Source organism: Breznakibacter xylanolyticus (assembly GCF_003254275.1).
In the GTDB taxonomy this organism is placed as follows: Bacteria; Bacteroidota; Bacteroidia; order Bacteroidales; family Marinilabiliaceae; genus Breznakibacter; species Breznakibacter xylanolyticus.
The window spans coordinates 251,832-275,680 of the sequence record NZ_QKZK01000001.1 but is presented as its reverse complement, the minus strand read 5'-3'; the positions used below and the strand labels follow the sequence as shown (position 1 = coordinate 275,680).

The 23,849-nt window shown below is 43.2% G+C and carries 20 protein-coding genes; 2 read left to right on the top strand and 18 right to left on the bottom strand.

Annotated features, from left to right (window positions below):
* Positions 1-57 precede the first annotated feature (57 nt).
* From LX69_RS01055 to LX69_RS01005, 11 genes are all read right to left on the bottom strand, one after another.
* Positions 58-1,776, bottom strand: coding sequence for a tetratricopeptide repeat protein (locus tag LX69_RS01055; protein WP_111443935.1), 1,719 nt, complete (start codon positions 1,774-1,776; stop codon positions 58-60).
* 326 nt (positions 1,777-2,102) lie between these two features.
* Positions 2,103-4,139, bottom strand: a complete 2,037-nt coding sequence (locus LX69_RS01050; RefSeq protein WP_245934907.1) for a prolyl oligopeptidase family serine peptidase — start codon at positions 4,137-4,139, stop codon at positions 2,103-2,105.
* A 111-nt stretch (positions 4,140-4,250) separates the two neighbouring features.
* Positions 4,251-4,769, bottom strand: a complete 519-nt coding sequence (locus LX69_RS01045; protein ID WP_111443933.1) for a hypothetical protein — start codon at positions 4,767-4,769, stop codon at positions 4,251-4,253.
* A 120-nt stretch (positions 4,770-4,889) separates the two neighbouring features.
* Positions 4,890-7,016 (bottom strand): polyribonucleotide nucleotidyltransferase, encoded by a 2,127-nt coding sequence (pnp, locus tag LX69_RS01040; protein WP_111443932.1) that lies wholly within the window; start codon positions 7,014-7,016, stop codon positions 4,890-4,892.
* Positions 7,017-7,162: 146 nt separating this feature from the next.
* Complete coding sequence (rpsO, locus tag LX69_RS01035; RefSeq protein ID WP_111443931.1) at positions 7,163-7,432, bottom strand: 30S ribosomal protein S15; 270 nt, start codon at positions 7,430-7,432, stop codon at positions 7,163-7,165.
* A 75-nt stretch (positions 7,433-7,507) separates the two neighbouring features.
* Positions 7,508-8,092, bottom strand: coding sequence for a hypothetical protein (locus tag LX69_RS01030; protein ID WP_245934906.1), 585 nt, complete (start codon positions 8,090-8,092; stop codon positions 7,508-7,510).
* A 171-nt stretch (positions 8,093-8,263) separates the two neighbouring features.
* A complete protein-coding gene (locus tag LX69_RS01025; protein ID WP_111443929.1) occupies positions 8,264-9,553 on the bottom strand; it encodes a DUF2851 family protein in 1,290 nt (429 codons plus the stop codon).
* Between the two features lie 69 nt (positions 9,554-9,622).
* The gene (locus LX69_RS01020) at positions 9,623-10,318 is read right to left on the bottom strand and encodes a YjjG family noncanonical pyrimidine nucleotidase (protein WP_111443993.1); all 696 of its coding nucleotides are present in this window, start codon (positions 10,316-10,318) and stop codon (positions 9,623-9,625) included.
* A 58-nt stretch (positions 10,319-10,376) separates the two neighbouring features.
* Positions 10,377-11,246, bottom strand: a complete 870-nt coding sequence (locus tag LX69_RS01015; RefSeq protein WP_111443928.1) for a Cbp1 family collagen-binding glycoprotein adhesin — start codon at positions 11,244-11,246, stop codon at positions 10,377-10,379.
* A 26-nt stretch (positions 11,247-11,272) separates the two neighbouring features.
* On the bottom strand, positions 11,273-11,956 hold the full coding sequence (gene rsmI / locus LX69_RS01010) for a 16S rRNA (cytidine(1402)-2'-O)-methyltransferase (RefSeq protein ID WP_111443927.1): 684 nt from the start codon (positions 11,954-11,956) through the stop codon (positions 11,273-11,275).
* Between the two features lie 18 nt (positions 11,957-11,974).
* Positions 11,975-12,817: a hypothetical protein gene (locus tag LX69_RS01005; protein WP_111443926.1), complete on the bottom strand. Its 843-nt coding sequence runs from the start codon at positions 12,815-12,817 to the stop codon at positions 11,975-11,977.
* 76 nt (positions 12,818-12,893) lie between these two features.
* Between LX69_RS01005 and LX69_RS01000 the strand changes: the two genes are divergently transcribed.
* Together LX69_RS01000 and LX69_RS00995 are read left to right on the top strand one after the other, a co-directional pair.
* Complete coding sequence (locus LX69_RS01000; protein WP_111443925.1) at positions 12,894-13,484, top strand: thymidine kinase; 591 nt, start codon at positions 12,894-12,896, stop codon at positions 13,482-13,484.
* Between the two features lie 31 nt (positions 13,485-13,515).
* A complete protein-coding gene (locus tag LX69_RS00995) occupies positions 13,516-15,978 on the top strand; it encodes a bifunctional UDP-N-acetylmuramoyl-tripeptide:D-alanyl-D-alanine ligase/alanine racemase (RefSeq protein ID WP_111443924.1) in 2,463 nt (820 codons plus the stop codon).
* On the opposite strand, the gene LX69_RS00990 is transcribed toward LX69_RS00995, so the two are convergent.
* The 7 genes from LX69_RS00990 to LX69_RS00960 form a co-directional block, all read right to left on the bottom strand.
* On the bottom strand, positions 15,979-16,683 hold the full coding sequence (locus tag LX69_RS00990) for a Crp/Fnr family transcriptional regulator (protein WP_111443923.1): 705 nt from the start codon (positions 16,681-16,683) through the stop codon (positions 15,979-15,981).
* Between the two features lie 146 nt (positions 16,684-16,829).
* Positions 16,830-17,480 (bottom strand): porin family protein, encoded by a 651-nt coding sequence (locus LX69_RS00985; protein ID WP_111443922.1) that lies wholly within the window; start codon positions 17,478-17,480, stop codon positions 16,830-16,832.
* 66 nt (positions 17,481-17,546) lie between these two features.
* Entirely contained in the window at positions 17,547-18,374 is an 828-nt protein-coding gene (gene pyrF, locus LX69_RS00980) for an orotidine-5'-phosphate decarboxylase (protein ID WP_111443921.1), read from the bottom strand.
* Between the two features lie 34 nt (positions 18,375-18,408).
* Positions 18,409-19,497, bottom strand: coding sequence for a peptide chain release factor 1 (prfA, locus tag LX69_RS00975; RefSeq protein WP_111443920.1), 1,089 nt, complete (start codon positions 19,495-19,497; stop codon positions 18,409-18,411).
* Between the two features lie 6 nt (positions 19,498-19,503).
* Positions 19,504-20,673: an AIR synthase related protein gene (locus LX69_RS00970; protein ID WP_111443992.1), complete on the bottom strand. Its 1,170-nt coding sequence runs from the start codon at positions 20,671-20,673 to the stop codon at positions 19,504-19,506.
* Positions 20,674-20,844: 171 nt separating this feature from the next.
* On the bottom strand, positions 20,845-22,635 hold the full coding sequence (locus LX69_RS00965) for a methyl-accepting chemotaxis protein (RefSeq protein ID WP_111443919.1): 1,791 nt from the start codon (positions 22,633-22,635) through the stop codon (positions 20,845-20,847).
* 138 nt (positions 22,636-22,773) lie between these two features.
* On the bottom strand, positions 22,774-23,838 hold the full coding sequence (locus LX69_RS00960; protein ID WP_111443918.1) for an RluA family pseudouridine synthase: 1,065 nt from the start codon (positions 23,836-23,838) through the stop codon (positions 22,774-22,776).
* Positions 23,839-23,849: the final 11 nt, after the last annotated feature.

The following is a 23,849-nucleotide window of genomic DNA, read 5'->3' as shown; positions in this document are numbered from 1 at the left end:
AAAAAAAAGAGGATGATCAACGACCATCCTCTTTTTTATTTTTAACCTGCTATCTAATTACTGAATCGCAGCTTTAAAGTTGGCATCTTCGAAGAATTTACCAAACTCCATGTCTTTTTTAGCATAGTTTTTCAAAGCAGCATCCAATTCACATGCTTTTTGCAAGTTTTGGAACATCATATCTTTTTGAGCAGTTCTTGCACCTACAATGGCTTTGAGGTAATATTTCAGACCTACTTCAGCAGTATTGGCATTCAATGTTGACAAAGCAGCATCGTATTTTCCAGCCAAAATTTTAGCTAACCCGGCATTGCAGCTGGTGCTGTTACCGAAGTAACGAATGGCACCTTCATAGTCACCTTTCAAAATGGCAATCACACCCAGGTTGTTATCCAAAGCTTCACCGGCACCGGCAGCCTGTCCGAACAATTCTTCGGCTTTAGCGAGGTCACCTTTAGCAAAAGCAATCACACCCAAGTTGTTCAACACTTCAGGAACGTTGGCTTTAACAGCGTTGGCAGCGTTGAACGATGCAGCAGCACCATCAACATCACCTTTCTCAAACAATTCGCAACCTACGTTATTCAAAGTTCTCCAATCGTTAGGATATTGAGTCGCTGCAGCTTTATAAGCTTTCAACTGATCGTCACCTTCAACCAAAGTAGCTACAAACAAAAGTTCTTCAACATTCAAGCTATCAGGATTTGAAGCCAAGAGTGCTTTCATTTCTTCGTCAGTCTTACCTTTCATTTCAGCGTTCACGATCAATTTAGAACGACGCAATTTGGGAAGAATGTCCTGAGCAATTACTTTGAAAGTTTCAGACATGTTCTTGATTTCTTTTTCACGAACCTCAGGATCTGAATACATGCTCAACACACGCAAAATCAATTCTTTATCCTGAACATCTGAAGCTTCCATCAATTTTTTGAAACCTTCCCAGTCTTCAGGAGTGCTGTTCAAGGTAAAGAAACCTTCTGCTTTGCTGTCAACTTTAGCTTTTTTCAATTCTTTGTCCAAATAATCTTTGGCCACTTTTTCTCGTTGACTAGCCAAACGAGTGTTCAAGTCTTGAGCACCATCGGGAGAAGCATAAGCGGATACTTCAATGTTTTTGATGGTTTTGTTAGCAACAGACTGAGATGCAACAATATAATCTTTCAGGTTTTTAATTTCATCTTTCTTCAATTCGCTATCGCGTAACTGAGCTTGTTGAATCAAGAAGAAGATGTCAGCCAATTGTTGCTCAGTAATATCACGACGATACTGATTAGCACCAATTGCAGTGGCAGCACCTTTTTCCTGTACCAAAGCATAAGTAGCGATCACACCATCAGCGATTTTTACAGGATCAAAATCAGCAGTTTGATTGCCTTTAGTTCCTTTAATACGAACCACTAGGTCAGACACTCGCATGTTTGAGTTGTAAGGTACCGATCCGGTATAAGTGAAAGAACCACCATTAAGGTAAGAAATCACTTTTTCGTTACCCTGAATAGACTCACCTTGCAATACATAAGGAGCAAAAGCAGTTTCACCTCCTTCATAAACCAATACGGGAGTTGCTTCAAGAACAACTTTTTTGTCGAAGAATTTTTCGGGAATTTGCACTTTAATGCTTACATCCACTTTGCCGCCATGAGCTTCTAACACCTCTGGTGTTACAGAATACTTCACATTTTTGGCAGCTTCTTTCATTTTGTCGATTCCGGCACAGCTGGCCAAAGCCAAACCAAGTGCCATCGTAGCAAAGAGATTAAATGTTGTTTTTTTCATAATGTTTACTCGATTATTTGTTTTCAACTTGTTTTCAAGAAACTACAAATTTATTAATGATTTCAAGAATTAAAAGTTTTCTTTTCAATTAATTCAAAAATAATGAAACCTCTCAAACCCTTTCATGGCTTAAGAAAGTTATATCCAGATTTTTCACATCAATTAAAATTATCTGAAATGACAATAATTTTAAAAACCAACCTCTGTCATTCCATCAAAGGGCTGTAAAATTTGCATGAATTTACACATTAACTAATATAATCGCAATGATTCCTTTAAAAATAAAGGAAAAAGAGTCATTATTCATCCTTCAAAAACAAAAATCGTCACTTATAGCAAGGTTGAATATTGAACGCTTTAAAAACAAAGGAATAAATATCAGTCCATTCATCAATGGTTTTAGCAACAGGCTTGCCGGCACCATGCCCGGCATTAACATCCACACGAATTAGAATCGGATTCGAACCGATATAATTTGCCTGCAGGGTGGCTACATATTTAAAGGAATGAGCCGGCACCACCCGATCATCGTGATTAGCTGTGGTCACCAATATAGGCGGATAAGCCACCCCTGAGCACACGTTATGAATGGGTGAATAACTCATTAAATAGGTAAACATCTCCTCACTATCTTCACTAATACCGTAATCAACAGCCCAATAACGTCCGATGGTAAACTTATGATACCGCAACATATCAAGCACCCCAACCTGCGGTATCATTGCTCCGAATAAATCGGGTCGCTGATTGGCAACAGCAGCCACCAACAATCCACCATTACTTCCGCCTTGAGCAACAATCCGTCCTGCAGATGTATAATCATTTGAAATTAAATATTCAGCCGCAGCAATATAATCATCAAAAACGTTTTGCTTTTGCAGCAAAGTCCCCGATTGGTGCCACTTTTCACCATATTCACCACCACCTCTGAGATTTGGAACCGCAAGGATTCCCCCATTTTCGAGCCACAACAACCGCTTGACATCGAACCAAGGGGTCAAACTAATATTGAAACCGCCATAACCATACAACCAAACAGGGTGTGTGCCGTTGGGCACTAATCCTTTTTGATGAACCAAAAACATGGGAATGGTGGTTCCGTCAGCACTTTTATAAAACACTTGACGGGTTTCATATTGATCAAACGGGAAATCCAGTGACGTTTGATAAAAAATTGCTGATTGATTCTCTTGCAAATTATATTGACAAATGACTGCCGGATGGGTAAAGGACGAGAAAGAAAAAAAAGGATGGGCATCGTCGGGTTCCCCCACAAAGCCCTCAACCGTACCCGGTCCAGGCAATTGAACAGGAAACAACAATTCACCATTCAAAGCGTACACATCCACACGCGAACACGCATCATGCTCATAACGAGCCACCAAACGCCCCCCAACATAACTCACATCACGCATTACATCAACAGGATGCTGGGATATAATTTCCGTCCAATCAGCCTCCTGACATTGCTTAGGATCGATGGCCACCAAGCGATAACGAGGTGCTTGATAATTGGTTAAAAACATCAATCGTCCCTCAGCATGCCCTACGAAAATAAAATCAGAATCAAACTTATTGATGGCTCTAATCATCAGAGCATCAGAACTCATCAAGTCTTTCCAATAAACCCCATTCCCGGATGTACTTTCAGACACCGAAACCACCAAATATTGTTCGTTGTGAGTCGTTTGCGCAAAAAAACCTCGCGCGGGAGCATCGGCATCTTCAAAAACCAACTCGTCGGCAGCCTGCGCAGTTCCCAAACGATGGTAATACAACCGACAATTTAAATTTTCCCCAGTCAACGCCTGTCCATGAACAGGTTCAGGATAACGGCTGTAATAAAACCCATTTCCCCGCCAGGCAATGTCAGAAAATTTAACCCACAAAAGGTGATCATCCAATTGCTTGCCAGTCTCTATCTCTTTCACGAATATCTCATTCCAATCACTACCACCATGCGAAACAGCATATGCCACATACCGACCATCGCTCGATACTGACAATTGAGTTAAAGCAGTGGTTCCTTCGGAAGACAATTTATTAGGATCAATTAACTCCTTAATAACACCTTGTTTTTCAACAAACCAAACATTTTGATTTTGAAGTCCATTATTACGACTATAAAAACGCATCCCGGCCTTGTGAAACGGAACACCCATACGTGGATAATTCCAGACCTCGGTTAAACGCTGAGAAATCTTAGTTCGATAAGGAAAGGAGGATAAATAATGTTGAGTCACTTTATTTTGAGCGTCCACCCACTCCCGGGTTGCTTCACTGTGATCATCCTCGAGCCAACGGTATGGATCGGGCACCTGCACCCCAAAATAATTATCCACCGTATCAACCTTTGCCGTCATGGGGTAACGTAAGCGCTCCCCATTCTTTGTATCACATCCGCTAACAATCATTACAACCAACAATAAAATACAAACAAATAACCACTTTACACATTGCATTATCCAACCGTTTTAAAACAACCTGTTTTGACGAATCATCTTCATTTCGGTGATGCGTCCGGCAACATAACCACTCATCATTCCACACAACCATCCTGCCAGCAGCAAACCCATTAACGACTTATCATTCATAAACAACCACACAAAGGCTGAAGTTGCCACTCCCAACGCCATGCCCCACAGAACCATTCGCGAAAAAACCTTTCCTTTGGGTTGCATCGAGTGTTCAGTTTTTAAATGCAATAATATCTCCATGGTCAATTGCTCAAACTTCTTTTGCATGGTTTTGTTATCGGGGTTAACCAACTCGGGCAATTGCTCTACACACACCTGCAATTCACGCTCGTAGTGCTTACACTCAGCACATTGCCCCGACATACTGCCAAGGCAAACCAGCAATCGAGGCAACACATCCAATCCCATTAAACGAGCTTCGACACGCGAGGAGCCCGCCAAACGCATGCCCAATTCGTCGCCCAATGCATGTACTTGCCGCCAATAATCTTCAGACTGATAAAGAGGAACTGCCATAACCCTTCGTGATTTATTTGACACCGAAGATACACCATCTGACGGGATGTGCCAGCAAGCCATAAAAAAAAAGAGCCACCCTTGCAGGCAGCCCTTTAATTATTATTGATAGAAAACAAATCAGTTTTTCTCGGGACGAGGCATCAACACTTTACGAGAAAGTTTGAGTTTACCGGACTTCGCATCAACTTCCAAAAGCTTCACTTCCACTTCCTGACCTTCTTGCAATGCATCTTCCACTTTTTCGAGACGTCGCCATTCAATTTCAGAGATGTGCAACAACCCCTCTTTACCGGGCATAATTTCGATGAATGCACCAAATGGCACAATCGACTTCACTTTACCTCGATAAATCTCACCCACTTCGGGTACAGCAACAATGGCTTTGATACGAGCCATGGCACGGTCGATAGAATCTTTGTTATCAGCGGCCACATCCACAATTCCGAAGTTTCCTTCCTCCTGAATCACGATAATAGTGCCTGTTGAAGCCTGAATTTCCTGAATGATTTTACCACCAGGGCCTATAACCGAACCAATCATATCCTTAGGAATACGAATGGTCACGATACGAGGCGCGTGAGGCTTATAATCTTCACGTGGCGCTGGCATGGTTTCGAGAATTTTTCCCAAAATGTGCATACGACCTTCTTTGGCTTGATTCAACGCCTGCTCCAACACTTCGTATGAAAGGCCATCAATTTTGATGTCCATTTGGGTTGCAGTAATCCCTTTTTCGGTACCGGTGACTTTAAAGTCCATGTCACCCAGGTGATCTTCATCTCCCAAGATGTCAGACAACACTGCAAACTTACCTGATTTATCGGTAATCAAGCCCATGGCAATCCCCGAAACAGGACGACGCATTTGCACACCGGCATCCATCAAAGCCAACGTACCGGCACACACAGTAGCCATTGATGATGAACCGTTTGACTCAAGAATATCAGATACAATACGAACCACATAAGGGAAATCGGAAGGAACCATGCGCTTAAGAGCACGTAAAGCCAAATTACCGTGCCCAACCTCACGACGTCCTACTCCACGATAAGGCTTAGCTTCGCCGGTTGAGAACGGAGGAAAGTTGTAATGCAACATAAAACGGTCAGTACCTTGCTGCAACACTTCGTCAATCAAACGCTCTGATTGCTTCGTCGCCAATGTAACAGTGGTTAACGACTGAGTTTCACCACGTGTGAAAATTGAAGAACCGTGAGGTCCCGGCAAATAACCAACTTCACTCCAGATTGGACGAATTTCGTGTGTTTTACGACCATCAAGACGCACTTTATCGTCAAGAATCATGCGGCGCATGGCCTCTTTTTCCACATCGTGGTAATATTTTTTGATAAGGCCTGTTGGAATCTCTGCGGCTTCAACACCTTCGTAGTTTGCAGCAATAAAGTCACTTAGAATCGTGGCGAAATTTTCGATGCGTTTGTGCTTATCAGCAGTGCTCGATTTGGCTGCTTCATAAACCTTTTGATAGGTTTCGTCCCACACTTTCTTACGCAAATCTTCATCGTTCACCTCATGGCAATACTCGCGCTTAGCGGTTTTACCAACCATCTCGGCCAACTCCATTTGAGCTTTACATTGTACCTTAATGGCATCGTGAGCCATTTTCATAGCCTCTAGCAATTCGGCCTCAGATACCTCATCCATCTCGCCTTCCACCATCAAAATATTATCATAGGTAGCACCCACAATAATATCAATATCAGAAGCTTTCACCTCAGAAAGAGGAGGATTCACCTTTAACTGTCCATTTACACGAGCCACACGCACCTCTGAAATAGGTCCGTTAAACGGAATATCAGAAACAGCCAACGCTGCCGAAGCAGCCAAGCCTACCAATGCATCGGGAGTACTTTCTTTGTCAGCCGAAATGAGGTTAATGGTCACAAAAGTATCTGCATGGTAATCGTCGGGAAACAAAGGACGCAAAGCCCTGTCAACCAAACGAGACACCAGAATTTCATAATCAGAGGCACGCGCCTCACGACGAGTAAAACTACCGGGAATACGACCGGCAGATGCAAATTTCTCCTTATACTCAACAGTCAACGGCATAAAATCAACATCAGGCTTTGCCTCCTGAGCCGACACCACGGTTGCCAAAATATAAGTATTTCCTTGCCGTACCACCACAGCCCCATCGGCTTGTTTGGCCAGCTTTCCGGTTTCGATGGTGATGGACCGTCCATCACCCAGGTCGATGACCTTTTCAATTGCTTTAATCATATTTCTTAATCATTTCTATAAAATCGCACCAAAGATAATAGAATATCGAAAGAGAGAACCGTAAAAATCGGATATTTTCATGATGGCGAAGCAAAACAAAAAAGGCAACCCAATGGATTGCCTTTTTTTTGTCTTTCAACATCAAATTACTTACGGATATTCAGTTCTTTGATGATGCTACGGTAACGCTCAATGTCGTTAGCTTTTAAATAATCGAGCAAGCTACGACGCTTACCAACTAATTTTACGAGCGCATGCTCAGTGCTATAATCCTTCTTATTTGACTTGAGGTGCTCAGTCAAATGCGAAATACGATGGGAAAACAAAGCAATCTGGCCCTCGGGAGAACCAGTATCAGTGTTAGACTTTCCGTGTTTCGCGAAGATTTCTTGTTTAACTTCTTTTGTCAAATACATATCTTTCGTATCTAAAAAATTGAGAGTGCAAAGATATGATTTTTTAAATACCCCAAACAGATTTATTGTTTTTTTTTAATAACCACGCTCTTTCGCCATTTTTTCCATCTCCTGATCAAAGATTTCTTCAAATTTCTTCTTGTCATAATCGACCTGAAGCTTCTGATCACGAGTGACACGTCGTTCAATACCATTTAAAACATCCTCGCGACTCACTTCGATGGCTACAAAAGCACGATATTTTTTATCGTCAAGCACACTGGCCTTTTCACAAGTCACCACAATGTTCGAGAGGGTTTCGTCGGCCACCTCGCGGGTCAGGTTTTCAAATTTTTGCTCAAATTCTGACGCTTCGCCAAATTCACGTTCATTCACATAGCGATCGGTCACCGATTTGGTATTGGAATTGATGAGGGTCACCAAACGTTGCTTGGCCAGCAAAAGAGCTTTTTCCTTGGCTAACTGCAAATCGGAACTTGTGGCCAAAGAACTGGCGCGAAAAAATTTCTTATCCGATCGACCGGCACTTTCGCAAGGAACATCATCCAACACTTTTCCGATTTCACTCTTAGCACTGACAGTTTTTTTTGATTTACAACCAACAAATGCTAAAGAAACAAGCATCGTCAGCATCATCAATGAGTAACACATTTTTCTCATAAAGAACAATTTAGGTGGGATTATTTAACGTTATAAAAAACTACAACAATATGTAAATATAACAAACTAACACAAAGCAATCACTGAATTGAGATGATAAAATATGAGTATCACAAGCATTAACAACAAAATAGGTGTGATAATTACAAATATCGAACCAAAAAGGAGCAACTATGACTGAAACGAACAAGCACTTTGCAAATATCCCATTCCCACCCGACATTGCAAACATTTACGGGGCAAACAATAGTGATTATACTGGTAAATTAAAGCTTGAGACTGAGCCGCATTACAGGCAACTATCCCACCACGTGCTTCCCAATCATGCACAATATGATTGCGTTCGGGAGGCAACTGAGCCATCATATCAATGGCCAAATCCATCCCATGCGAATCACCTCGATGACGAGCATAAGCAAACAAGAAAGGAATAATGCCATTAATAAGCAACAAATTTTGAGACGAAACACCCAACGTTTTCTCATGCGGTACATCTCGATCCCCAAAACGATAACGAGTCAACCATGGTTCAGAAGCCACAATTTGAAAACGAGCACGCAAATCATCAACACGTTGAACCCCTAAAATTGCTCCGGTCACTTGCGGATGTCGATGTACCCATTGAGCCAATTGAGCTAACCGTACTGTGGGGAAATTCTTGGGGCGCAGACGAAGAAACTTCCAACGATGACTGCCCATGGTTTTTAATGAATATTTTTCCTTGAAAAAAAGATATTCAGAACTCAACCGATCCTGATAGTCGTCACCAACACGCTCGTCCAAAAAACCTGCCTGTCCCATCAACATCGCCTCCAATTGCTCAATTTGATCGGCGTGCTGCATCAAACGCCTGACAGGCGTCAGGAGTGCCAAGGCCTCAAAAGCATCGGAATTCACCCCAAAGCCAAAAGCTCTGGCAAGCATCACAAAAAAAACCTGATCCCAGTCGCCATGAAAATACGTCAACAATTGTTGAATTTTAGAACAACGATCTTCTAATCGACCAATGAGCAAGGATTCCAACCAAACTGACAATTCAACCTCAGGTAAAGTAAATCGACTGCCAGAGCATAAAAGCCATTGGCTTTGATCCATCATCTCGCGATAACGGTTTTCAAGCTCAGGCATCACCGGCATCACCATTACTGGAACAACACGGCCGTTTTCAGTCACTACGCAGTCATCATGTTCCATCACCACGTGCAAAATCACATTATTATAAGCTTTGTCGAGATGATGGCGATGATCGTTCCACTGAGATGTTTTGTGATGAATTTCAACATTTCCGGCCCACATCGTGTCCCCAATTTTTACCTTGGCATTAAAAAAATCAGGACCGGCATCAAAATTTTGAAAACCCGGATGAATAATCTCCACGGTTTCCCCATCGGAAGTACGCACAACAGGATGTGCAAACAATCTAAACTTCCACAAAAACTGCAACAACATCTCTGTCAACATAGTAGACTGGGTTAAGTTAGGAACGGACAAATTACCTAAATCTGAAACCAACCACAAGAGTCAACAAGACTAAAGCAGAAGTTTCAGATCAAGAAGTGACGAAATTTCATTCATCACCTCATGCGCATGAGAATGACAATGAGGATTATAAAAAACATGGTCAAGATTAAAATTTTTGGCTCCCTGAATGTCGGCATCCAGGTTATCGCCAATCACCAGACTCTCAACTTTGCGTGCATTGGCACTCTTGACGGCGTATTGAAAAAATACCTTGCTGGGTTTTTGAGCTCCAACCACTTCGGAAATAAACACCTTTGTAAAATAAGGAGCTAATCCACTCTTTTCCATTTTTTGATACTGAACTTCCTTAAAACCATTCGTGATGATGTGCATCTGATAAAAAGGCTTCAAATAATCGAGCACATCAATGGCATGTGGCATCAAAGCCGTTTTCAGCGCACACTCGGCAAGAAAATCGGAACCAAAACGCTCTGCCATAGCCCTATCCTCACATCCAAACATTCGAAAAGGAGCCGCAAAACGTTCGACATAAAGAAACGATTTCTTGATTAGCCCCTGGTGGTACTGAGCCCACAAATCGGCATTTACAGGTTGATAAGCCTCAAAAAACTGCTCATAAGAATCGAAGAATCGCTCCAATTGATAACGCACGAATAACTCGCGAAGCGTCAGAGAGGCATTGGTATCAAAATCCCACAGTGTGTGGTCGAGGTCGAAAAAAAGATGCTTATAGCGACGTGACATAGCAAACATGTAAAAAAAAAGCCCGCAACAGCAGGCTTTTTATGAGAAACAAAGATAATTAATTCACCTGAATAACCAGATATTTAGAAACACTCCAAAACTCATTTTTATTGAGGATAACCAGAGTAAGATTTTCATCATCACCAACTTTTAATTCATAACTGCTTTGAGGATGATTGGTGAGCACTTTCACTTTTTTCTTGTACAATACAACTTCATCGGTTTGACGAATGTCAACCTCTGTAAAATATTGGGCATCAAAATCTTTTTTTAACACTGCAGTTTTGGTGTTTAAGAAACCTTCTTTGTTGATGATATTTCTTGAAGCCAACTCCTTAGATGTACCAATCACATAATAAGCAGTATACAATTCATCGGTTGTTTGAGTCAACTTATCAGCGGTTTCGCGACTAACGGTAGACACCGAATCCAAACTGGTTCGAATATTGCCCAAGGTGAGATTCAACGACTCAATTTCAATATTCTTCTCTTTCAACTGATCGTTCAATCGCATGATTTCTTCAGTTTTCTCACGAATTTGCTCATTCAAACTGGCGATGAGCTTTTTCATGTTGGCATTGTCCACATTGGTTGATTTCAGTTGTTTCTCCAATTTGGCAATTTTCTCCTGGTTTTGAACCATTAAATCGTAAATCAACTTTATATCCTTGTTGATTCGCTCTTTGATATCCGGATTAGTTCCGGCTTCAGCCGCATTCAAAGTGATGATGTTCTCCTTTTCTTTAATTTGTGAAAGGTTCTCATCAATTTCGACCAACGAATTCACCAAATCATTTTGAGCGCGATCTTTTGCGGCCATCACTAAAATGAGGGAGTCGTTTTTTTGTTTCAATTCACTAGAACTGGGGCCTGAACATGAGGCCAATACACCCAGCAACACAGTTGCTAATAAGAATAAGTTCTTCATTTTAAAAAAGTGGTTTTATGGATTAATTAATGTTTGCCATCAACAACAATGACAATTTCACCTTTAACGGTTTTTGAATTAAAATATTGCACCAATTCAGCCAAGGTACCTGTTTTATTTTCTTCGTGCAATTTACTGATTTCACGCGACACAGAAGCCTTTCGGTCATCACCACAAACCAAAGCTAACTGCTCAAGTGTCTTGACCAACCGAAAAGGGGATTCATAGAAAATCATGGTTCGAGATTCTTCTCGAAGAAGCTCGAAACGGGTTTGACGACCTTTTTTTTGAGGCAAAAAACCTTCGAAACAAAACCGATCGTTGGGGAGACCCGACGTGACCAAGGCCGGCACAAAAGCAGTGGCACCCGGCAAACACTCCACTTCAAGACCCGCTTCGAGACAGGCACGGACAATTAAGAAACCGGGATCGGAAATCGCGGGCGTTCCGGCATCGGAAATCAAAGCAGCACGCTCACCGGCTTCCAGTCTCCGAATAATGACATTCAAAGATGCGTGCTCATTGAATTTGTGATGAGAAAACATCTTGGTTTCAACTCCAAAATGCTTCAATAACACCCCGCTGGTACGAGTGTCCTCTGCCAAAATAAAATCGACTTCTTTCAGAATCCGAACAGCCCGAAAAGTCATATCCTCAAGGTTTCCAATGGGAGTAGGAACCAAAAACAAGCGCGGTTGCCGTGCTGACATAGAAAAAAAATTAACACATTAAATAAAACGCCGCTTCACGACATTCATAAACGCCATCACTGTACTGTCGCTACTTTGCCAGTTAAAATTGGCAATCAGAAATTGCATGGCCTCATCGTAGGTTTTAAAACCATTGATTTGTAAAATTGTCTGCTCCATCAAACTATTATTGCTACCAAACAACTCGCGGGAGAACAAAAAGCGATCGTTAATCCCAATGGCCTTACGAATGTCATCAACACGGGCTCCCTGTGTGGCTGAACCGGCACTATCACGTCCTGACGCCATTTTATCGATCAACGACGTCTTATCACCACCTAAGGTATCACCCAAAGAAGTGTGTTTGGATTTGACTGAAGGCTCCTGATGATAAGATGGCTTCTCAATTATAGGCTTGGGTGCAGAAGGTTCGACCGTTGGAGTATCATCAACAGGCACCGAAGGTATCGTCGGCGCCATGATTTCGGGCTTATCAATTTCGATATGAATGGAAGGTGCATCAATAATCTTAGTCTCAGCAACTGGTTCTTCAGAAACCACTTCAAGAAGCATTTCGGAACGATGAGGAGTCGATGCTGATACAGTCACATTGGGCACTTCAGCAGTTATTTCGGCTACAGCACCTTCCGATACGACCGGCACAGCTGGAGTATGAACCACATCGGGCATATTTACCGGCTGAGATGATATCGCATTCAGTTGTTCAAAAAGTTCGATTTCCTGACGAATATTATCAAGTTTGGTAAGGGTGACTTTTACGAAAGCGGGAATCACCAACTCCTTCCCTTTAAAGGAATCCACCATCATCTCAACCTCCTTGAGATTGCTTATGATGACAGACAACAACACATCTTTTTCCATAATGACAATTTTCGACCCTCAGTTTTTATACTTTTGCAAAGTTAACGATAGTCATTAAAAAACAATCTGTCAGCCCATGTTTCTCGAAAAGACCTCCCCGCGCGATCGCCGCAAAGGATGGATTGAAGTCATCTGCGGCTCCATGTTTTCGGGCAAAACAGAGGAACTGCTCAGGCGTCTTAAGCGGGCGCGTATTGCCGGTTTGACCGTCGAAATTTTCAAACCCAACATCGACATCCGATACAGCCAAACCCATGTGGTATCGCACGATGCCAACAGCATTGCCTCCACGCCGGTTGACGCATCGGGCAACATTCCCTTGTTGTGTGGAAACATTGACGTAGTGGGCATTGACGAAGCTCAGTTTTTCGACCCCAATCTTCCGGAAGTATGCAACCTGTTGGCACATCAGGGCATTCGCGTCATTGTTGCCGGTCTTGACATGGATTTTAAAGGGCAACCATTTGGCCCCATGCCGGCTTTAATGGCCATGGCTGAATACGTCACCAAGGTTCACGCCATTTGCATGCACTGCGGCGACTTGGCTCATTACTCGCACCGACTCACCAATAACGACCAATTACTACTTTTGGGAGAAACATCTACCTACGAACCCCTTTGCAGGACTTGTTACCACAAAGCCATTCAGTCAAATAAACCATCCTAACGCTTTTGCGTATTTCAACGACAATACATACATGTCATACACCATCTCACAAATAGCCGACTTTGCACACGGTCGCATTGTTGGCACTCCACAATCGGTCATCACGCGCCTTTCCATCGACAGTCGCAAACCCATTACATCACCCGAAACCCTTTTCATTGCCATCAGAGGCGAGCGCCACGATGGACATCAATACATCAACGACCTCATTGCACAAGGGATCACCCATTTTGTCGTCAACAACGACTTCGACACCAACGAATGGGCTGAAAATATCTGCTTCATCAAAGTTAACAACACACTAACGGCCCTGCAAAACATAGCCAAAGCGCATCGTCAGCAAATGCCATACCCCATCATGGCCATCACTGGCAGCAACGGCAAAACCATTGTCAAAGAATGGATTGCACAGCTAATTGGCGACGACATGCCCATCTCGCGTTCGCCACGCAGCTTCAACAGCCAGGTTGGGGTGCCATTGTCGTTATGGTTGCTTGAAAACAGTTCACAACTGGGCATCATTGAAGCAGGGATTTCGTTCCAAAACGAGATGATTCGCCTGCAAAAAATGATACAGCCCGGGTATGGACTCATTACTAACATTGGGCAAGCACATCAGGAAAACTTCCAATCGATTGAAGAAAAGCTGGACGAAAAACTAAAGCTATTTGTCGATTGCAACACCTTATTTTACTGTCGCGATCACGCCCCCATCCACCAAGCCATAGTCAATCATTTTCATGACAAAAAACTAATTAGCTGGGGCACTGCCTCCGAAGCCTGGTTAAGAATTCAATCAAAAAAAATCACACCATCGGGCACCGAAATCAACATAGAAATACCAGAAGGACAAGCAACACTAACCATCCCCTATACCGATGCCGCATCGTATGAAAACGCCATGCATGCGGTTACCTTTGTGCTACATCAGGGCATCGACCTTCAAACGCTTACCAAGCGTGTGGCACGCCTCAAACCCGTAGCCATGCGATTGGAACAAATAGAGGGTCGAAACGGCTGTCTTCTCATTAACGACACCTATAATTCGGACTTCACCTCGCTGGAAATCGCCCTTGACTTCCTCAATCAGCAAGCCAGACAAAAGGAGATGCCGCGAACATTAATCCTGTCGGACATTCGCCAAAGCGGGTTACCACAAACGGAACTCTACAAGCGAGTGGCAGAATTTGTTGCAAAGAAAGGCGTGACCCGATTCATTGGCATCGGTCATGAACTATCAGCCTGCTCGCATCTTTTCACCGGCAATACATCGTTTTTTCATTCTACCGACGATTTTTTAGGCTCAAAACTTTGTGAAAAAATCAATCGGGAAGTGATACTAATTAAAGGATCGCGGGAATTCACGTTCGAACGCATCACCGAGCATCTTGAACAAAGGCTTCATCAGACCGTAATGGAAATCAACCTGGATGCACTTGCATCGAACCTTAATTATTACAGATCGTGCCTCAAACCCGGCACCCGCACACTGGCAATGGTCAAGGCCTTTTCGTACGGGAGCGGCTCGTATGAAATTGCAGGTCTGCTGCAACACCAAAAGGTTGATTACCTGGGCGTGGCTTTTGCCGATGAAGGCATCGAACTGCGCCGTGCAGGCATCACCTTGCCCATCATCGTAATGAATCCAGAGAAACGCAGCTTCCCCATAATGGTGCAATACGACCTGGAGCCGGAAGTATATAGCTTTAAACTACTCTCAGAATTTGCCCAGTGCATCGAAAACGAAGGCATTGACGAATATCCCATTCATTTAAAAATAGATACAGGAATGTATCGATTGGGTTTTTTGCCCACTGAGATACCTCAACTTACGGAACAATTAAAACATCATCCGCGATTAAAAATCAAAACCGCTTTCTCGCACCTGGTCGGAAGCGAAGCCCCCGAACATGATGCATTTACCCAACAACAAATAGAACGATTTGAACAAGCCACCAGCCTTATCGAACAGGCCGTTGGTTACCATTTTTGGCGTCACATCCTCAACTCGTCGGGTATCGAACGATTCCCCCAGGCTCAGTACGACATGGTGCGTTTGGGCATCGGATTGTATGGCATCAGCGCCGTCAACCATCGGGGCATGCGTAATGTGGCCACGCTTAAATCGTACATATCACAAATCAAAGAGGTTAATTCCGACGAAACCATCGGCTACGGGCGACGCGGCAAACTGCCCTCGAAAGGCACCATTGCCGTAGTTCCCATTGGGTATGCCGACGGACTGGATAGACGATTGAGTAACGGCGTAGGAAAGATGATGATTAATGGGCAGGAAGCTCCCATTGTGGGGAATGTTTGCATGGACATTTGCATGTTGGATATCACCAACATCAAAGCAAGGGAGGGTGACGAAGTGATTATATTTGGCGACCAAAACCCGCTTTGGGAGATGTCGCAAGCCATTGGAACCATTCCGTACGAAGTGCTCACCGGCATTAGCCGACGAGTTCCTCGGGTTTATTTCCAGGAATAATTAACCAAGTTTGGAGATGCGTTCCAGTTTTGCCTCATCAAGAATTTTAATGATGCGTCCGTCAACAGCAATCACATTTTCATTGACAAAATTGGATAAAGTCCGGATGGCATTAGATGTGGTCATGTTTGAGAAATTGGCCAAATCTTCACGTGACAAATAGATACTAAGCGTACAATTGTCTTCCTCGTACCCATAGATATCGCGCAAAAACACCAGACTCTCGGCCAATCGACCTCGAATATGCTTTTGTGTGAGGGTCACAATGCGATAACGCGTAAATCCCAACTCCGATGCAAACGATCGGATAATATTCATACAAAGCTTATTATTCGACTCCATAAGCTTATATATCACATCACTGGGGATCAAAAAAATCACACAAGACTCCATGGCTAAAGCCGAAGCGATGTGACTTTCGCCGGCAAAAAAAGCACGATACCCAATGAATCCACCACTGGCCATGCGCACAATTTGATCACGCCCTCCGACTCCCTCTTTAAATATCTTGACTTTACCGTCACTCAAACACATCAAGCCCAAAGGAGGTTCTCCTTCGTGGTAAATAATCTCGTTTTTTTTGAATCGGAGAGTTTGATGATTTTGCAACAAATACGCCTGTTCTTCGGTCGTCAACACATTAAAAACTTGTGGTATGTCCTTAATGGTATGTTCTTTCTCGACTATTTTTTTCTTGTTCCCCATAAATTTTTGTGTTTTAAAACTATGTTCTAAAACATTTCAAAAATACGAAAAGCTCACCATCTGCCAAATAAACGCAGCAAAAATGGGCAGCTTATTTAAAACTGCCCATTCACAAATCATTATCCCATAAAAAAAGGAAGCCAACGTTAAAAAATCAGCCCCATATTGAACACCAATCGGTTCAGGATGGCCTTGTCTCTAAAATCTGGATGTTTGGTAATGTCATTCAATCCATTATGAAACTGCAGCCCAAACAACAAATAAGTAGAGCCCCCTAACGAATATTCGGCACCTCCGCCAAAATGGTAAGCGGTATTCAAATCACGCACGTAATCACTGATTTCATTATCGTTCCCATCGGTACTTTTGATGCCAATTTGGGCACTCATCCCAAACACACCATAATAAGCCAAACGGCCAAAATCGTTGGTGCGCAACTTGAGTGCCACCGGAACTTCAATGTATTTAAGGCGATAGGTCACTTTTTTCAACAATTCGGTCTTATCTCCGATATTCATCAACAATCCTTGGCCATAAGTCAACACACCACCGGTGGTATTGATAGTCAACCCCGTATTAATGGCATAATTGGGCGTAAAAAACCGATCGACAGAAACCCCAAAATTGTACCCAAACAAACCAGAACCATTATCAGCACTGTTGTTATCAGTTTTCAACCATGAAATCTGGGGGGTAAACACCATCCCGATGCGATATTTTTGATCAACCTGTGCACTCAGATTCTCTGCTGCAAGCAACAAGACAACCATCAGCATCATACTAAAATATAAACGCATAAACAGATCATTTAAAAGGATTAAAAATGGCAAAACCGATACAACAACAATGCCAAACCCACTTATTTACAATAAACGATGTGCATCGAGTAACGCCTCCATTTCTATCTGCACCTCTTTTGCAGCCTCACGAGCTTTTGCAGCAAAATCCTCACCATCCGAAGCATAAATAATCTGACGTGACGAATTCACCAACAAACCGCACTGATCATTCATTCCCTTTTCGGTCACTTCGCGCAGGCTTCCGCCTTGAGCACCGACACCCGGCACCAACAGAAAATGATCAGGAACCAATTGACGAATGTCAGCAATCATTTCAGCCTTGGTAGCCCCCACCACGTACATCAGGTTATCGGACGTACCCCAGTACTGAGAGGTTTTCAACACTTTTTCGTAGAGCTTTTCACCATTTTCGGTCATCAACTGAAAATCGAAGGCTCCCTTATTGGAAGTCAAAGCCAACAAAATCACCCATTTCCCCACGTAAGTCAAAAAAGGAGTCACCGAATCTTCCCCCATATAGGGAGCCACCGTAACAGCATCAAAATCCATGGCATCAAAAAACGCTTTGGCATACATACCCGAAGTGTTTCCAATGTCGCCACGCTTGGCATCGGCGATAATAAACAAATCGGGATAATTGTAACGGATGTAATTGACCGTCTTCTCAAGACTGTTCCACCCATTTACCCCCAAGCTCTCATAAAAAGCCAAATTGGGTTTATAGGCCACACACAAATCATGGGTTGCATCAATAATCTGTTGATTAAAGGCAAACACCGGATCACTCGTATCGAGCAAATAACGGGGAATTTTATTGATGTCGGTATCCAGGCCTACGCACAAATAGCTGCGCTTACGGCGTATTTGTTCAAACAATTCACTCCGGGTCATATCATTATCGTTTTAATAAATTCAATAAAAAACATCACAAACTACTTGCTTTCAGACGCTCAGCATTCTCCTCTATAATCAATTTATCAATAATCGACTGTATCTCACCATCCATGGCAGCAGCCAAATTATATAAAGTAAAATTAATGCGATGGTCAGTAATGCGACCTTGAGGATAATTATAAGTACGAATTTTCGCAGAGCGATCACCTGTTGAAACCATCGTTTTACGCTTAGAAGATATCTCGTCCAGATACTTCTGATACTCGAGGTTGTAAATTCGGGTTCGCAACTCCACCAATGCCTTATCAAAGTTTTTCAACTGAGACTTTTGATCCTGACATGTCACCACAATCCCGGTAGGAATGTGCGTTAGTCGGATAGCCGAATAGGTCGTGTTAACACTCTGTCCGCCGGGGCCCGACGAACAGTATGTATCCTTACGGATATCTTCCATTTTAACCACCACATCAAACTCTTCAGCCTCGGGCAGCACAGCCACCGATGCAGCCGACGTATGCACACGTCCCTGCGTCTCCGTTTGAGGCACTCGCTGCACCCGATGCACCCCCGATTCGTATTTCAAAATGCCATAAACTCCGTCACCGGTCACGTTAAAGACGATTTCTTTGTATCCACCGGCCGTTCCCTCCGACACATTGGTGACCTCGATTTTCCAATTTCGACTTTCGCAGAACTTGGTGTACATTCTAAACAAATCGCCGGCAAAAATACTGGCCTCGTCACCGCCTGTACCGGCACGTATCTCCACCACAGCGTTCTTACTATCCTCTGGATCAGCCGGAATGAGTAACAACTTGATGTTTTCTTCCATCTCGGGTAGACGAGCTTCTAATTCATCCAACTCGGCTTTTGCCATCTCCCGAAGCTCCTCGTCTGTTTCGTCTTTCAGAATCTGACGCGCCGACTGAATGTTATCCAGCACATTTCGATATTCATCTTGGGCAGCCACCACTTTTTCAAGTTCGCGATACTCCTTGTTAAGTTTCACAAACCTTTTTTGATCAACAATCACAGATGGATCAGTGATTTGCGTGGCCACTTCTTCAAAACGAAGACGAATGCCCTGCAACTGAATCAACAACGAATTTTCGTTTGCCATGTCAAATCAATACTCAAAAGTTCCAAATTCACTGCGAATGGTGAGCTTTTTCCCAGCAAAGGCTTCACAACGTCCAACAACCTTTGCATCAATTCCAAACGATTGAGATATTTCAATGATGCGGTTCGCATGCTCGGGCGAGGTATAAATTTCAAATCGATGCCCCATATTGAACACCTTGTACATTTCTGCCCAGTCGGTTTTAGACTCCTCGTGAATAATACGGAACAATGGTGGGAGTTCAAACAGATTATCTTTAATCACATGCACATTATCAACAAAATGCATCACTTTGGTTTGTGCTCCTCCCGAACAATGCACCATCCCATGAATGTGAGGACGAAGCTCATCAAGGACTTTTTTCACCACCGGGGCATAAGTACGCGTGGGTGAAAGCACCAAATGACCTGCATCAACAGGACTACCATCAACAGCGTCCGTCAACTGGTAACCACCGGAATAAATTAACGATTTAGGAACCGACGGATCATAGCTTTCGGGATACTTTTGCGCCAAATAGTTAGCAAAGACATCATGTCGGGCCGAAGTCAATCCGTTACTTCCCATCCCGCCATTATAGAACGATTCGTATGTTGCCTGACCACTCGAAGAAAGACCCACAATCACATCACCAGCCTGAATACGGTGATTAGAAATCACATCAGAACGCTTCATGCGACAGGTTACAGTACTGTCGACGATGATGGTACGTACCAAGTCACCCACATCGGCGGTTTCGCCTCCGGTGCTATAAATGGACACACCCAACTCGCGCAGTTGCGCCAATAACTCTTCAGTTCCATTGATCACGGCCGAAATCACCTCACCAGGAATCAAGTTTTTATTGCGTCCGATGGTAGATGAAAGCAAAATATTCTCAGTTGCCCCCACACACAACAAATCATCGAGGTTCATCACAATGGCGTCCTGAGCAATCCCTTGCCAAACTGACAAATCACCGGTTTCCTTCCAATAAAGATAAGCCAATGACGACTTGGTACCTGCACCATCGGCATGCATGATATTACAATACTCCTCATCGCCGCCCAGCATATCGGGAACAATTTTGCAAAACGCTTGCGGGAACAACCCCTTGTCAATATTTTTTATGGCATTGTGCACATCATCTTTCGATGCCGAAACGCCCCGTTGATTATACCTTGATTCAGAACTCACTGTCAATCTTTTATATTTAGGCGCAAAAGTAACACATTCTTTTGGCTTGGCAAACCGCGTCCCGCTACAATTTAAGCCATATCAAAGGCAACAACACGACACCCCACATAAAAAAACCTGCCGGGGCATTGAATCCCGACAGGCATAATAACAATGACAGTCAAACCCTGTTTAAATCGACTCAAATTCGTCTTCATCAAACTTAGAAATCACCTCTCTATTTTTATTTAGTTGCTCCACAGATGAAGCATCTGTCTGAGACTTCACCTCAACTTTAGAACGAAATGACTTCAGCACATTAGAATCTTCATTGCCTTCAAAGGAAACTCCTTCGAGAGTTTCAATAGCCTTAAGCAATTCACTGATTTGTGTTTTAATACCATCAATCCTTCCAGACTTTTCAGTTTTCTCGAGCATAAAGAAATTGACAGCACCTTTCAGATTCATTGCCTGAGCAGCCACCTCTTCGGAACTGGAGGCTAACTCCTCTGAAAGTGCTGAATAGTTTTGAGCCAACTGACTCAACTGCATCACCGACGCATTAATCTGAGTCGCATTGGTGTGCTGCTCATTACTGGCAGAGGTAATTTCCTGCACCAAATCGGCAGTCTTATTCACATCAGGTACAATGTTGGCTAATACTTCTCCCGAGTTTATTGCCTGGCGTGTATTGTCAGACACCAACTTTTCAATTTTATCGGCCGATGAGCGACTAAGTTCAGCCAACTTACGCACCTCAGCAGCCACGGCAGCAAAACCTTTCCCGGCTTCACCCGCACGTGCAGCTTCAACAGTCGCGTTAATAGAGAGCAAATCGGTTTTATAAACAATACTATTGATGATGGTGATATTTTGAGCAATTTCCTGCATGGCATGAATGGTCAAATCCATGGCATCTTTTCCTTTATCGATGGTTTTTGCTGCTCGAACGGCAATTTCTTCGGTCATTTTCGAATTCTCGAGGTTTTGCATGATGCTGGCAAACATCTGTTCCACACTGGCAGAAACCTGCTCAGCCGCTGCGGCTTGCTCGCTGGCACCCGATGAGATATTCCCCGAAGCATTGGCCAACTCACCACTGGCTGCAACCAATTCATTGGCACTTTGACGAATATTCTGAATCGTAGCCCTCAATTTGTCAATCATCTCGTGAAACGACTGCATCATTTGAGACAACTCATCTTTACCAAACACCTCCACATTTTCAGACAAATCACCCTTCGCCACCTGCCCGGATAGATGCCACACTTGCATTAATGGTCGTAATATGCTTTGTGTCACAAAATAAGCCGCTACAATCATCACAATGAGCACAATCACACAAATCAGAATTGAGAGCTTGATGGAACGTGATGAAGCCGCCTCAATACTTTTCTGCTCTGCTTGAGCCGTATTCATCAACTCCTCGGTAAATAAATTAATAATCTCACGAGCATCTTCAAACGTAGTCAGATAACTCTCTTGATATAAAGCCATTGCCTTTTCAATTTGGTTGGCATTTAATGCTTCTTTAATTTGAGTGGCAAACTTTAAAACATCAACACTTTCAATTTGGAAAAGAGAATCATTATCCAAATAAGATTGCTTGGCTCCCAAATCAAACAACAACTTAAACTTTCCATATCGGGTTTGAACTTGTTCCATGTTGGCGAAAACATCATCCCACAATTTATCAACCCCCTCTGTTTTTTGGGCAAGCTGAGCACTAATCACGTGAGAGAGTGCTAAATTAGATTGATAAAAATCCCTATCTGCTTCGAGCAAATAATTCATACTCATCACGTTTTTATTAAAAATGTCGGATGAGGATTGTGAAGAATTATTCATCACCAACAGAAGAAATACCAAGTTGATCAAATACAACACCATGATCAACATAAAAGAAAACGATAGACGTGTTCCGATTTTAAAACGATTAAATCGTTCGATCCACCGGGTTAAGAAATCGATTTTGGATGTCATAGCCGAAATTTTGAGATAATTTACCACGACAATTCGGCAAAGGCAACCCCCCAAACAGGGGGTTTGACTAAAGGCACAAAAAAGGGCGTCAAACTGACACCCTGAATTATGAAACTACAAATAAGTATTCAAACAACATTATTCATCTCCACCACGACCGGCAATATAGGTTCGCCACCGCTCAACAGCCAATACCATGTCATCGGGCAATTCACTATCGAATGACAATCGCTCTCCAGTTGATGGATGAACAAACCCAAGCGTTTTAGCATGCAACGCCTGACGGGGCAAAACACCGAAACAATTTTGCACAAACTGTTTATACTTCGCAAAAGTGGTTCCCTTTAATATTTCATTTCCCCCGTAACGTTCATCATTAAAAAGGGGATGGCCAATATGCTTCATATGAGCACGTATCTGATGAGTTCTGCCTGTTTCGAGACGACACTCAATTAACGAGACATATCCCAAATTTTCGAGCAGTCGAAAATGCGTCACGGCATGTTTTCCATACTCGCCACCGGGAAAAACGGCCATCTGCATCCGATCTTTGAGACTACGACCGATATGCCCCGTAATGGTTCCTTGCGGGGGAGAAGGCACCCCCCATACAATGGCCTGATAAGTACGTGTAGTGGTTTTATCGAAAAACTGACGAGCTAAAAATAGCTTGGCATATTCCGTTTTGGCAATCACCATCAATCCCGAGGTATCTTTATCGATGCGATGAACCAGACCGGGACGCGGATCCGACGCCTGAAAAATGGGGTTGTCACGCAAATGCCAGGCCAAGGCGTTCACCAAAGTACCACTGTAATTCCCATGCCCGGGATGCACCACCAAACCGGGTTGTTTATTAACCACTAACAACTGATCATCTTCATAAACAATATCAAGATCAATTTGCTCGGGTACTATAACCAATTCACGCCGCGGATGAGCCATCACAATCGAAACCACATCCAGGGGTTTCACCTTATAATTTGGTTTTACAGGCTGGTCATTTACCAAAATTCGTCCCGCATCAGCTGCTTCCTGTATTTTGGTACGAGAGGCATGTTCAATTCGGCATACTAAAAATTTATCAATACGGAGCATCCCCTGGCCGGCATCGGCAACAAAGCGGTAATGCTCATACATTTCTCCACCAATGGACAGGTCATCCAACTCATCCTCGAGAACATCCTTCTCTTCACACACCATGCAACACGACA

Coding starts and splice junctions, on each gene's coding strand:
- LX69_RS01030 (WP_245934906.1), bottom strand. CDS start 8,092: ATGAGAAAAATGTGTTACTCATTGATGATGCTGACGATGCTTGTTTCT.
- prfA (WP_111443920.1), bottom strand. CDS start 19,497: ATGGCAAACGAAAATTCGTTGTTGATTCAGTTGCAGGGCATTCGTCTT.
- LX69_RS01045 (WP_111443933.1), bottom strand. CDS start 4,769: ATGGCAGTTCCTCTTTATCAGTCTGAAGATTATTGGCGGCAAGTACAT.
- LX69_RS00990 (WP_111443923.1), bottom strand. CDS start 16,683: ATGGGGAACAAGAAAAAAATAGTCGAGAAAGAACATACCATTAAGGAC.
- LX69_RS01055 (WP_111443935.1), bottom strand. CDS start 1,776: ATGAAAAAAACAACATTTAATCTCTTTGCTACGATGGCACTTGGTTTG.
- LX69_RS00985 (WP_111443922.1), bottom strand. CDS start 17,480: ATGCGTTTATATTTTAGTATGATGCTGATGGTTGTCTTGTTGCTTGCA.
- LX69_RS01005 (WP_111443926.1), bottom strand. CDS start 12,817: ATGGAAAAAGATGTGTTGTTGTCTGTCATCATAAGCAATCTCAAGGAG.
- LX69_RS00995 (WP_111443924.1), top strand. CDS start 13,516: ATGTCATACACCATCTCACAAATAGCCGACTTTGCACACGGTCGCATT.
- rsmI (WP_111443927.1), bottom strand. CDS start 11,956: ATGTCAGCACGGCAACCGCGCTTGTTTTTGGTTCCTACTCCCATTGGA.
- LX69_RS00965 (WP_111443919.1), bottom strand. CDS start 22,635: ATGACATCCAAAATCGATTTCTTAACCCGGTGGATCGAACGATTTAAT.
- LX69_RS01015 (WP_111443928.1), bottom strand. CDS start 11,246: ATGAAGAACTTATTCTTATTAGCAACTGTGTTGCTGGGTGTATTGGCC.
- LX69_RS01020 (WP_111443993.1), bottom strand. CDS start 10,318: ATGTCACGTCGCTATAAGCATCTTTTTTTCGACCTCGACCACACACTG.
- LX69_RS01025 (WP_111443929.1), bottom strand. CDS start 9,553: ATGTTGACAGAGATGTTGTTGCAGTTTTTGTGGAAGTTTAGATTGTTT.
- pyrF (WP_111443921.1), bottom strand. CDS start 18,374: ATGACCCGGAGTGAATTGTTTGAACAAATACGCCGTAAGCGCAGCTAT.
- LX69_RS00960 (WP_111443918.1), bottom strand. CDS start 23,838: ATGGTGTGTGAAGAGAAGGATGTTCTCGAGGATGAGTTGGATGACCTG.
- LX69_RS01000 (WP_111443925.1), top strand. CDS start 12,894: ATGTTTCTCGAAAAGACCTCCCCGCGCGATCGCCGCAAAGGATGGATT.
- rpsO (WP_111443931.1), bottom strand. CDS start 7,432: ATGTATTTGACAAAAGAAGTTAAACAAGAAATCTTCGCGAAACACGGA.
- LX69_RS01050 (WP_245934907.1), bottom strand. CDS start 4,139: ATGACGGCAAAGGTTGATACGGTGGATAATTATTTTGGGGTGCAGGTG.
- pnp (WP_111443932.1), bottom strand. CDS start 7,016: ATGATTAAAGCAATTGAAAAGGTCATCGACCTGGGTGATGGACGGTCC.